The sequence below is a fragment of the Aerosakkonema funiforme FACHB-1375 genome (assembly GCF_014696265.1).
GTDB classification, from domain to species: domain Bacteria; phylum Cyanobacteriota; class Cyanobacteriia; order Cyanobacteriales; family Aerosakkonemataceae; genus Aerosakkonema; species Aerosakkonema funiforme_A.
Map to the genome: position 1 here is coordinate 39643 of NZ_JACJPW010000039.1, position 12643 is coordinate 52285.

General features: G+C 42.9%; 9 protein-coding genes. 1 reads left to right on the forward strand and 8 read right to left on the reverse strand.

Annotated elements, in window-relative coordinates:
* Nucleotides 1-31: 31 nt before the first annotated feature.
* Nucleotides 32-1762 (reverse strand): DUF3352 domain-containing protein, encoded by a 1731-nt coding sequence (locus tag H6G03_RS16255; RefSeq protein ID WP_190465482.1) that lies wholly within the window; start codon nt 1760-1762, stop codon nt 32-34.
* A gap of 82 nt (nt 1763-1844) precedes the next feature.
* Entirely contained in the window at nt 1845-3002 is a 1158-nt protein-coding gene (gene cofH, locus H6G03_RS16260; protein WP_190465484.1) for a 7,8-didemethyl-8-hydroxy-5-deazariboflavin synthase subunit CofH, read from the reverse strand.
* A 72-nt stretch (nt 3003-3074) separates the two neighbouring features.
* Between cofH and H6G03_RS16265 the strand changes: the two genes are divergently transcribed.
* Nucleotides 3075-4268: an acyltransferase family protein gene (locus H6G03_RS16265; RefSeq protein WP_190465486.1), complete on the forward strand. Its 1194-nt coding sequence runs from the start codon at nt 3075-3077 to the stop codon at nt 4266-4268.
* Between the two features lie 15 nt (nt 4269-4283).
* Here the strand turns inward: H6G03_RS16265 and H6G03_RS16270 are convergent, their stop codons facing one another.
* The 6 genes from H6G03_RS16270 to H6G03_RS16295 all read right to left on the reverse strand — a co-directional run bounded on the left by H6G03_RS16270 (nt 4284) and on the right by H6G03_RS16295 (nt 12522).
* Nucleotides 4284-6047 (reverse strand): hypothetical protein, encoded by a 1764-nt coding sequence (locus tag H6G03_RS16270; protein ID WP_190465488.1) that lies wholly within the window; start codon nt 6045-6047, stop codon nt 4284-4286.
* A 53-nt stretch (nt 6048-6100) separates the two neighbouring features.
* On the reverse strand, nt 6101-7699 hold the full coding sequence (locus H6G03_RS16275) for a glycosyltransferase family 39 protein (protein WP_190465489.1): 1599 nt from the start codon (nt 7697-7699) through the stop codon (nt 6101-6103).
* A gap of 10 nt (nt 7700-7709) precedes the next feature.
* Nucleotides 7710-8690 (reverse strand): glycosyltransferase family 2 protein, encoded by a 981-nt coding sequence (locus tag H6G03_RS16280; RefSeq protein ID WP_190465491.1) that lies wholly within the window; start codon nt 8688-8690, stop codon nt 7710-7712.
* 331 nt (nt 8691-9021) lie between these two features.
* A complete protein-coding gene (locus tag H6G03_RS16285) occupies nt 9022-9414 on the reverse strand; it encodes an EamA family transporter (RefSeq protein ID WP_242060413.1) in 393 nt (130 codons plus the stop codon).
* Nucleotides 9415-9553: 139 nt separating this feature from the next.
* Complete coding sequence (locus H6G03_RS16290) at nt 9554-11242, reverse strand: B12-binding domain-containing radical SAM protein (RefSeq protein ID WP_190465492.1); 1689 nt, start codon at nt 11240-11242, stop codon at nt 9554-9556.
* Between the two features lie 8 nt (nt 11243-11250).
* Entirely contained in the window at nt 11251-12522 is a 1272-nt protein-coding gene (locus H6G03_RS16295) for a glycosyltransferase family 2 protein (protein WP_199315326.1), read from the reverse strand.
* Nucleotides 12523-12643: the final 121 nt, after the last annotated feature.

Genomic DNA, 12643 nt, shown 5'->3' on the forward strand with positions numbered 1-12643 from the left:
TCCCTAACCCCTAGCCCCTAACCCCTAACCCCTAGTCCCTACTTTCCTCAACCTTTTTTAGTTTGACAAAAATGTCAAAGCGTGTGCTGCGAGGATCGCTGACAGCAGTGGTGATACCAATGGCGCGAATGGGGACGAGGTGATTTCTGAGTATTCTTTGGGTGTTGGGATCTTGGGAGCGTCGAAACAAAGAAGTTAAGAAGCTAGCTGTTAAGTCAATACCCAAGCGATCGATATCCAAGAAAAACTGACCGTTGTTAGGTTTAAGTTCTGAGGGAACTATATTTTGGAACGATGCGCTATCTGCTAACTTTGCCTTGGGTTGGGGGACGATCGCATCGGCAATGTTGGCTCCCAATACCAAAAAAGCGACATCGCCATCTAACCAACCGTGGCTGATTTTCGATCCCAAGGATGGCGAAGTAAAATTAACTACTCGTTGATTGGCAATTTTTGTTTCTTCTACCTTTAATTTGTATTTATTGGCGATCGCGAGGTCGAACTTTTCTAAGGACTTTTCAGCTAAGCGACGATCTTTTGCTTTTACCATAAATACGACTCCCGCACCTGAGTTAGGATATGGCGAATCTTCTTTGGATTGTTGAGGAAAGGGAATAAAGGAAAATGAAAATTCACCGTCCATCCAGGGTACTAATTCCCGATCCAAATCTAAATTAGCGAATTCTTTCACTAAATTTCGTAACTCTTGAGGTTTGAAAGGTGAAATGGGATTTGACTCTGCCCCTTGAACGTACTCCTGCCAAAGCAGTTTTAAATTGCCGCCAGACATCATCATCAAAGTATCTGCGGGCAGGCGTTTGGGCATGATGCCTGCTTCATTTTTGACAGTATATTTTTTCTTACTATTCGGATTCAGCCAAGAAATACTTTTAAAGCGCAGCCCTTCTGAGTCGAGCGTAATTGTAGTTGCTAAGCCCTGCTGTTGCTGGAGTTGAGATAATCCTTGCGGAGGAACTTGCTGCTGAAAATTTTTTAATACGGTTGCTGCTAATGGGATATTGACATACAATTTGGCAAAAGGTCGATCGGCTTGTATTTGCTGCAATGCTTGGATGTAACCCGGAGTTTTGATTAAAGAAGCACCGCTGAGGTAGGTATCGATCACTTTATTTGTGGTTTTGGGATCTGTGGCGATCGCTAAAAATCGCCCTTCTAGTACTGCCGCTGAAAAATTATCGGTATTATTGTCTGCGATCTCCTTAATTTGAACGCCCTTGTAAGTGCGATCGACCCAGTTCGCTTGTTTGAGAGGACTATTCGGTCTTTCCAAGAGTTGCTGCGCCTGGGCTGGTTTATCGAGCGGCAAAATCATGACAACTGACTGCTTAGGTTGTTCTGGTTTTGAAGAATTTTGAGTGAGTTTGCCTTGTGGAGATTTTGTTTGTTCTGACAAAAAGGCAAAAGTGACTTCTTTGCCTGCCCAAGGTTGAATATCTTGTTGGTAATCGTAGCCGTTCGGAGAGAGAAAGCGATCGCGCAAGTTAGCGAAAGTGCGATCGAAAGCCGCTTGCGTTTCCTTTGTACCAAACTGCCGCAATTGCTGCCATTGTTCTGGAAGAGCGGATACAGACAATACCACTACGGCATCTTGAGGAACTAAGTTAGCCCCCACCGGCAAGCTGACCGATGAAGACTGTGTGTGACTCAGTAGCCAATAGGCGGTTGCACCACCACCGATTAGCACGCTGGTAGTTCCCAAAGTTAGTAAAAGGGACGGTTTTTTTCGTTTAATCATGCTCATGGTTCGCAGTTCATGGTTCACAGTTCATGGTTCGCAGTTCATGGTTCATGGCCATGAAGAATGAACAATTAGCAATGAACAATTAACAAGTAGCAGCTAGCAATTTGTTATACAGGGTATCTCGTTGTTGATAAGGACGCCCCAAGGAATCGATCGCAGCTTGCAAAGTTTGCACTTCCATACAAGTACCGCCTTTCGCCCCAGCCATTGTAGTAATATGCTCCTCCATCAGAGTACCGCCGATGTCATTGCAGCCCCAAGTCAAAGCTTCTGTAGCACCGGCAAGACCGAGTTTAACCCAGCTAGGCTGATGGTTGCCGATCCAATTACCCAGGAAAATACGCGCAAAAGCTGTGAGCAAAAGGGCGTCTGCTAAAATGGGTTGATCCCGTCCTACGCGCTTCCGTAAGGGTTTGGGTGCTTCTTGCCCCACGAAAGGCAGCAGAATGAATTCCGTGATTCTCGTCGGATAACCTCGTTCTAGGGCTGTTTGTTGCAGACTTCGCAATAAACTCAAGTGTTGTATTTGCTGTGCGGGTGTTTCTATGTGACCGGAAAGCATTGTACTGGTTGTGGGCAACCCCATACTGTGAGCTGTGCTAACAATTTCCAACCAAGTGGCGGTGTTGATTTTTTCCGGACAGAGGATGCGCCGCACTTCATCATCTAGAACTTCTGCTGCCGTTCCAGGCATGGAATCAACTCCCGCATCTGCGAGCTGGGCAATTACCGCTGCGTAGGTCAAACCATCTTCTCTGGCGATAAATTGCACTTCTTGGGGAGAAAATGCGTGCAAATGGAGTTGCGGAAATTCGTTTTTAATGCTTTTAACTATCCGCAGGTAATAAGCGAGGGAACTACTGTTAAGTTTAGCTTTGGGATTGAGTCCCCCCTGCATACAAATTTCTGTTGCACCCCGTTGGACGGCATCTGTAGTTTTTTCAAGAATTTGGGCAATATCTAACCAAAAAGAGCCTTCTTCGCCTTCATCGCGGCGGAAAGCGCAGAAACTACAGTGTTGCTCGCAAATATTGGTAAAGTTGATGTTTCGGTTGATAACATAGGTGACGGTATCGCCAGCTTGCTTTTGGCGCAGGCGATCGGCTGTGGAACGAATAGCTGCGATCGCTTCCGGAGCGGTCTGGGTTAAAAGTAGCACTCCCTCTTCGGCGGAAATATCATAGCCAGCGAGAGCGCGATCCAGTATATTATAAAAAGTTATTTTGTTAGGGTTTAGCATTTGAGAATTTTAAAGGTTTAATTTTTGATGTGAGCTGCTGCTGTTTCCTAGCGCCAATGTTTATTTATTATTATGCAAACAGTTTCTCAAGAATATCATCGTCTCAGTCAAATACTGCCTGCTATCAAAGGGCTAGGAATATTGATGGTATTAATTTACCATCTTTGGGGATATAGCAAAGGCTTTTTTAGTTTTCCTGAAATCATTACACAAACGAATGCTTCTAGCTTTGGGAGCATAGTTAACAGTATACTGTACTTTTTTTGTCTTCTGGGACAGCAAGGAGTTCATCTTTTTATCATAGCCAGTGGATTTGGATTAACGGCGTCTTGGTGGCGAAAGTATGGATCTGAGGCGCAACAGGATAGAGAGTTTTCGAGCGGAAATTTTTGGAAACACAGATTGGCGAGAATTTTCCCATTATACTGGCTAGCTCATGCTTTGGCTTTGCTGTTATTGTGGATTGAACCAAGGTGGGTGCCGTTTGGAACTGGTAATATATCTAACTGGGGTGCAATTAAAGTAGGAGTCGCTCTCATCGCCAGTCTCACAACGCTGCGGAATTTTTTGTTTGAATATTACTATTTTCTGAATGGTGCTTGGTGGTACATTGGTCTGGCAGTTCAGTTGTACTTAGTTTTTCCCGTGCTAATTTGGGTAGGTAAACGGTGGGGATGGTCAATTTTACTAGCTGGAACACTGCTGGTTACTTTGGTATATCGAGCAACGATTGTTGCTCTTCCCCTGGAGGAGATGGCAACTGATGTATTAATTAGAGGGGCGATTTTTGTACCCCGCGTGTTTGAGTTTGCTTTCGGTATGATTTTAGCGATCGCACTACTAGAACCGAGAATTTCCACAGTAGAACCTTGTTTGAACTGGAGCAAAAATTTATTGCTGTCATCCCGTTGGATATGGTTGACTGGGTTAATTTGGGCGATCGGTGTTGCTTTTTACTGGACTTCTGCGGAAGGTTGGATGGTGCTGAGAATTGCTTCCGATCAGCTAATTGGAGTGGGCGAATTTTGCTTTATTTTTCAGATTTTAAGCTTCTTACCGTTCAAAAAATGGTTGAATATAATTGGAGACTACTCGTATGGAATTTATCTTACCCACAGCAATACTTATATAGCTTTTTGGATTTTATTGGCCAAAGTTCCTTCCTACTGGCTGCGTTTTTGCCTAGTTAGTGCCCTTAGTTGTTTGTTTGGTGGGTTGTTTGAACTAGGTTGCAACTGGGTATACAAAAACAAAATTAAAGCCTAACGATTTCTTAAATGGTTAAAATTTGTAGCCATTAGGTAAATCCGAAACTAATATTTTGGTTTTTTCTTGAGCAGATTTATAGACGGTTTTAAGATTAGGCTGAGATGATAGCTGTTTGATGGGTTGAGGAGAAAGAGCCGGACAAATTGCAGGGCATTTCGGGTGACCGATCGCCCAAAATATTTTTACTGATTTTTCGACATAAGCTCGTTTCCAGAAGTCGCTAACGGGTATAGTTCTCAATCCTTCGTGACCGTCATATACATAAAAAACGTAGTCTTGCACAAAAAATAGTGCTTTAGGATTTTCAGCTTGTAATTTTCTTAATGCTGCGGATGTATCGTCGTAAAGTGTAATTACTTTGTTACTGGGATATTGATAATCATATCTATACATTAAGTAACTGCCTAAAATTGTTTTTGCCAATTGAAATCTCCTTCCCGGTATGAAGAATGGTCTATAGATTAGGTTATAAGCTAGAAAGATACTAATAAATATTAAAAATCCGGTTTTGATTAAGCGATCGGCATTTTTAGGTTGCTTAGTTGCGAGTTCGTAAGCGATAAATATAGTAGGCAGAAATACGGGAATGTAGTATCTAGGAGTACCGATAAAATCGTAATCCTGGGCAAAATTACTGGCTAATAAAAGGATGACGAGAGAAACTGGTACTAAAGATAGGGAAAGAGAAATATCCCTTTGTCTTTCTGCGAGGGGGGTTTGTTGATTTTTCCTGAAAACTAGCCAAGGTAGTAAAAAAACAAGTATTAGGCAAAAAGTGCCAAATATCAAGATAATTGCCCGATGGGATTGCCAGGAGTTAATTAAAGGTTGGATAGGAAGTCCCGATAATTGCGAAATAGTCGATGCAGATTTTAATATGTTGATAATAGTACTAGAAAGACCTGCAAAACTGCCCTTGAAATTGACAAATTCTGGTAATCCAGGGATAGTCGATAAATCGGTGGGATTATTATAGAGTGAAATTGTCGGTTTATTCGAGCCTGCCAATTTGTTGTAGATAGCTAGGGGTAGGATAAAAAAGAGTGAGGAACCTAGAAAAATAGAGTAAGTTTTGATGAACGCTAGTAGACGAGGATAGTTAAGTAGGAGTAGGATAAAGAACGCTGCGATCGCAATAAAAAGGCTTGAGTAACGAATAAAAACTAAAGCACCGAAGATCGAGCCAGCGACAGCAACGTAGAACAAGGGTTTTTGATTGGCTGACTTGAAAAGGAAAAGCACTACGAAAGGTAATCCTGCCCACAGAAATAAATCTGTACCATTCCATGCAGGCGTATAAAAAATTGGCAATATACCAGCAATAAACAACTGAACGTGCAAAATTTTTGAGCCAATTTTGATGGGTTTTGCGAGGCAATTACTGGCGATAATTCCCCAAGCAAACCATCCCAAAATAGTTGAGATACCGTAAATAATTTTGAGCGATGTAGCGAGTGGTATCCCTATAAAAAGTAAGCTAGCAACCAATAGGGAAAATCCGGGTGGCCACCAAGTTAAATATTGGGGAATTGCCGCCTGATTTAGATTAGAAGGAATTTGAACTGGGGCATAGGGAGGGGGGAAAAATGTGCTGGTTAATCCTAATCCTTTGACTAGCCGATGTGCCGCTTCTAATTGTACGGCTTCATCCCAATTCATTTCGATGGGGGCTAAAATTCTCGCGAGAGTGACAAAAAATGCTGATATAAGAATTACGCCGAAGACTTTTGGATTGCCTTGACTGAGGGAATAAATTAAGGATCTGATTTTCTGCATCACTGTTTGAAACCTTTCTAAGATAAGAATAGTTTAGACGTGCTAAAATAATCTTATTTAAGTACACGCCAGAGCCAAGCTTTTGTTTGTCCTGTGTAAGCAGGCTCTAGTTTACGCTTTTCTATTTTTTCGATTCTTTCTTTTAATTCCCGAAAAGGATCTAATAAGAATACATCGCTAAAACCATCGGGAATCTTAATTTTAGGTATGTTTTTTTTGGTCACAAAGAGAAGCTGTACTTTGGGATCGAGGAGATAACTAAGAGCTAAGTGCCTACCTGGAAGTAGTTCGTAGATATTGCCGATCAAAAGTGGCTTTGTAGCTTGATTAACGATGGGAACTATTTTTAGATAGATAGTAGCAGGGCCTTTGTTCCACCAAACGTCTGCCTGAGAACTGACTGCACAAGAGAAGACACCAGTAGATATTAGCACGATCGCAACAAGTTGCCACAGCTTCTGTCGCTGGATTTTGGCAGAGAAAGAGGTAATTTTAGTAGCGAGTAGGAAAGCAACAGCTAGGTGAATACCCAGGTAACAAGGGATGAGATAACGCTCGACGGCTGACCGCCGCCCTCCCAAAATTAAATCTGGCAGAATTAAAGCTAGGGCTGGTAGTGCGATCGATGTTAAGACAAACAACCAAACTTTGCTTGGGGTATTACGGCAAAGAAAATAAATTGAGTATCCTACCAATATTAAAATAGGAATGGCTAAATATAAATCTAAATTGTCTAAGTTGAAATCGATGAAAATTCGGACAATGTGATGATTCCACTTTAACACTAAACTTAAAAAGTCTAATCTTTGGGTTAGCCATTCAGTTCCTTCACGCAGATTAGACGAACTATTAATGATAACTATCAACCAAGGAACAAAACCTATTAATCCAAATACAGAGGCGATTAAAAAGGCTATTACTGTCTTATTTAAACGGAAACGCTCGTTAGCAACTACATAAATTCCATGTGCAATTAAGACAAAAGCAGAAAACAAACCGGAATACAGCGCTAACACCAAAGCTACTGCATAAATTGCCCAACTGAGCTTTGCTCCTTTTCCATTATTCTGCTGAGAAACGCGGATTGCTCGCAATAATGCCGCACTGGATAGCAAGATTGTCGCCGTCCACAAACTATACTCCCGCGCTTCTTGGGCATACAGCACATGGAATGGGGATACTGCAATCAGTAAAATAGCCATCCATCCTACCAGTGGCGATTCAAATAATTCTAGACACAGCCAATAAATGCAAGGAAAAACAAGCAAGCTAATCAAAGCAGACAAGCTTCTCGTGACTGCTACCGAACTACCAAACCATTGCACCCAAAATCTTACCATTATGTAATAGAGTGGCGGATGGTGAGGGTCTTCTACTGCGAGAGATTTAATGGCGTCGCTTAAACCTTTTTCAGGATTGGGACGCTGATACTTCTGCAAATCTTCAATACTAATTACGCGACCATTAAAGACTTGTGCCGACAAGTCTGCTGTTGTGTATCCAGAAATACGCAAGGAAGTTGTGGTTTCATCGTCCCAGTAGACTTTCCGATCGAGATTGACGAATCGAAAGAATACTCCTATTATCAACAGGATAATAATCAATATTCGCAATGAATCATGAAACCGCTTATTATTTGATTGCTTTTTCATAGTTTCTGACTCATTTTAGGAAGGCAATTGCTTTTTTAACTTCGCTTGGCGGTTTTTCGTGAAAACCACCAATTTCTGACATGGTGTATAGGGGTCTGCCTTTAACTTCTTCATAAATGCGGCCAATATACTCTCCTAAAATGCCGATACTAACAAGTTGTACTGCGCCCAAGAAAAAAATTGCTACTGTGATAGATGCAAATCCAGTTAAGGGTGAATTAGGCTCAAAAAATCGCCAATATAGAACTAAAAAAGCCATTACTATTGCCATTAAAGCAGATAGTAATCCGACATAAGTTGAGAGTCGTAGCGGTACTTTTGAGAAGGATACTAAACCATTCACTGCTAAGGCAAGTGATTTATGGAAAGTATATTTGACTTCTCCAGCAAAGCGCGGATCGCGCTCAAAGCGAATAGCTGTTTGTTGAAAACCAACCCACGATCGCAGTCCTCGGATATAGCGGTTTCGTTCTGGCATAGCATTGAGTACATCAACTACTTGCCGATCGAGCAAACAAAAATCACCCGTATCTGTGGGAATATCGACATCAGCGAGATGTTTGAGGAGGCGATAAAATGCGTAGGCGGTGAAGCGCTTGAACCAATTTTCTCGACGGCGTTGAGTTCGCTGAGCGTAGACTACTTGATAACCCTGACGCCACTTTTCGATCATGTCTGGGATTAGTTCTGGCGGGTCTTGCAAATCGGCGTCAAGGATGACGATAACTTGACCCCGCGCAAAATTTAGACCGGCTGTTACCGCCATTTGATGACCGAAGTTGCGAGCGAAGCTGAGGTAGCAAACCCGCTCGTCTTGCTGATGAAGATCTCGGATCATCTGTAGAGAGCGATCGCGACTACCGTCGTTGATTAAAATTAATTCAACTGCATCGTCTAGCCGACTCATAATAGCAGCAACCCGACGGTACATTTCAGGAATTGTTGCTTCTTCGTTGTATATGGGAACGATCAAAGAATATTTTGGTTGCATAGTTTATTGCTCCTCAAAAACTAGATAATTTGAGTGATTTGGCTGCTTAATAACTGCTTGTTATTTTCCTAATTGAAGACTTTTAATTTTATTGATTAAGTCACGAAGTTGGGGGATCTATTTTGACAATTGAAATTTAAATTAGTTCAACATAAATTCAACTTTTCATGACCATTCATTAATCAACTTATTTTTCGAGCCTTTCAATATAATAAAAAGTAATTTTTTTGCTGCTTGCGCCTTAATTAAAAGTGCAAGTTTAAGGCCATATTTTGGTTGTTTTAGTATTTTTTTTTGGTTCATTGTTTGTCATTTTAATTCCTATTACTATTTACTTTCTCCAAACCACTAAAATAACGCCGCTGACAATTAAACCTAACCCAATTAAACGACTCAGCGGCACAGGTTCCCTAAAGAAGAAGCGACCGAGTAAAACGGAAAAAACGTAACTCAAGGCTACAGAGGGGCCAACAATGCTAAGCTCGATGCGAGTCAAAAGAAAGATGTAACCGAGTGTCCCCAATCCGTAGCAAATCAAGCCGTAGATCAATTCTGGAACAGTAATAATTTGCAAAATGTGTCTGACAAAATTGGTGCTGTTGACTTTGCCTAACTTTAATGCTCCTGTTTTCAGAAAAAATTGTCCTGTTGCACCGAATAAAACTGTTGCTAGTAGCAAACAAACTTCTTGCCAGTTCATACCATTGGAGAGTAGAGGTTTCATATTTTAGATTGAATAAATTCTGGATGTGACAGAATCTGAATCAATCCAAACCTTACAAGTTTATGGCCAAATGGTATCGCAAGTCCAGCTTGGGGATGAATCGGGGCTACACAAATTTGTGTAGCCATTAGTTGACCGTTTAAGCTTTTGATGCTCTGGCGATCGCAAAACGCTCTTTCGACTCTGACTCACTGGATGACCAGTTAAGATGCTGCAAACCTACGTTAACAGCTGAGCTAAGCGTTGATGTGTCCGACATCAGCATCTTCAAATAAGTCATAATCGGGCCGGGACGAAACGCCCATTCGCGGAAGGCACGTTTTTGCCAGTACAGCAAACGTTCGGCTGGCAAATCTGGATAGTCGAGGACAGTGCCTTTGTCCATATCGACTTGTTCCCAGCGAGTTCCCGCACGGAACCAACCATTTTTGACTACTTCAAAGAAGAATGGTGTGCCGGGATAAGGAGCTGCAACGTGGAAGAGCGCGATATCCAAGGGCAGTTTCTTGGCAAATTCTATTGTTTCGCGGATTGTAGTTTCTGTTTCACCGGGCAAACCGATGATGAAATAACCCCAATTTTTGATACCAGCTTTCTTCGCCGCCCGCAAAGAATTCGCTGCTTTTTCTGGATAAACTCCCTTGCGTGCGTGTTTCAAAATTTGTTCGTTGCCGCTTTCAATCCCCCAAGAAATTAACCAGCAGCCAGCTTTCCCCATGAGAGCGAGCATTTCTTCATCCACATAATCAACGCGGCTGTTGCAAGTCCATTTTATGTTGATTTTTTGCTCGATCATCAGCTGGCAAAGACCGACAACTTGGTCGCGATTGACTGTGAACAAGTCGGCGTACATATGAATGTTGTTGATGCCCAAATTTTTGAGCTTCCACAACTCTTGCATGATATTTTCTGGCGATCGCACTCTGGCGCTAAACTGATAGCTAACGTGCTTAATACAGTAAGTGCAAGCCGCCGGACAACCTCTGCTGGTCACAATAAATGTAAATGGCCCCTTGAGCAACGGCATTCGATATTTTTGCAAAGGCAACAGTTCGTGCATTGGCAAAGGCATATCGCTGAGATTGTGAATAAACGATCGAGTTCCATTCATGACAATCTCGTCGCCGCGCCGCCATACCAAACCTTTCACGCCGCTCAAATTAGCCGTACCATCTTCATTTAAACTCGGTTTGTAAGTTGGGTCGTGGTCGGCGAAAAGCTTTTGGATATTTGCCGGACGCTTGTCAAACTTTCCTTCCAAACAATCCAGCAAATCGCGGATTGTTAAATCGGGTTCCCCCAATAAAATAAAGTCCAAACTGGGGTAAGGGCGCATCGTCTCGCGAGGGATAGGCGTGACGTGAGTACCGAAAGCAATTGTGTACGCACCGCGAGCTTTGGCGAGAAACACGCCGTACATATCGTTTTCCAGTGTCGGCGCTGTTACCTGGGTGAGATAGTAGCGGGGTTTGTGGCGATCGAGCAATGCGCTAAACTCAGACCAACTCATTCGCTCGGCGATCGCATCCACCACTTTAACTTTATAAGTAGGATGCAACAAAGCCGCCATTTGCGCCAGGGATACTTGCGGCCAAATCATATTCTCCCGCGTGCGCCTACCGACTCGGTGCTGACTGCGAATCCAGATTCCGCCATCAGGCGACGGTGGATTGACCAACATAATGTCAACCGTTTCTACCGATTGAGAATCTTCTAGCAATCCTTGCCGCACAATTTCATCTGCATTCGGGAAATTCGCCATCGGCACTTTGAGCGCAGCTCGGCTTCCCCGGTTTTCTCTGATGGGGTCGAATGTTTCTTTTGCCATTTTTATCGTTAAACTGTTAAAGTAACTTCTGATGTTTGACTCAAATCCATATCTTTTTTGGTCAGCATTTCTCGCTGACTCAATTCTTCTAACACCCGCAAGATAATCCAATAAATTATTAGCTGCATTCCCGTCAAAATGAGCATAGCACTACCTAAAAGATAAAGCCACAGTCGAGCGATCGCCCAACCATTCACACCCAAAGCGAGACTGATTCCTCCTACGATTAACCCAGCCAACAAAGTAAACAATCCCATCCAGCCGAAATGATGTTCTAACGGCGGATTGAACAATGGACGCCCCAACAAACCTTGACGTATAGGTCGTTTGTAAAACAGCGATACCAGATAATTAAAAGTAATGCCCAAAGCGAATATATCTAGAGCGGTTACCCCAGCAACCAGCGCCACAAAAACAGCGGTAACTCCCCATGAATTCAAAGTCGTAATTCCGCTCAGTCTGTGGGTGACCAGTCCCAACAAAATCGCCGCCGCCATTACCATCCCAGCTAAGCCGATCGCACCCAGTATGCGAACGGGATTGTAGGTTAAAGCTGTCCATATAATCGAGCGCAAAAAAATAGTGCCATCGCGGACAACGCTTAACTTGGAACGACCCAAACGTTCGTTGTAAGGAATTGGTTCCTCTACCATTTTGATGCCTTCGTGAATTGCCCGGACGCTCATCACCGGTGTTAAATTCAACCCATCCGGTAGAGGGTAAATTCGCTCTAGCACCTCCCGTCTAAAGACCCGCATCCCGCTAGCACTATCGGTAATTTTTTGATGACCGATCAAACTGAGAAGATTGGCAAAAAACAAATTTCCAATCCTCCGAGTTATCGGCATTTTACTCTTAGCACCCGCCATGCGCGAACCAATTACCAAGTCTGCCCCATTTAAGGCTACCTGACATAATTGGGGAAAATATTCCGGCGGATAAGTACCATCCGCATCCAGAAATCCGATCAGTTCACCTCGCGCATGGAGAAAACCTGTTTTGAGCGCTGCACCGTATCCCTTGTTGGTAACGTGACGGATCAGCCGCACTCCTTCTATGCTGCTGACGATTTGGGCAGTTCGGTCATGGGAACCGTCATCAACCACAAGCAATTCCAGCCGACTGATGCCAACTTTGGCCAGATCGTTTTCCACTCCTAAGACGCGATGGACGATATCCGCAATTCCTTCTTCTTCGTTATAAGCAGGTATAACGATTGAAAGTGTTGTTGTCTTCTCCAAAAATGTTAAATTATGATTAAGTTCTTTAAAACTTTTCACCGTTACATTCTCCTCTGCCTACGAAAATTAAGTATTTAAAACCTATTGGCATAGCCAGCTACAGGCTTTTATGGCTGCCGATCCAGCCTTCTAGCCCTGACCATTTTTTTATTTAAAAGCT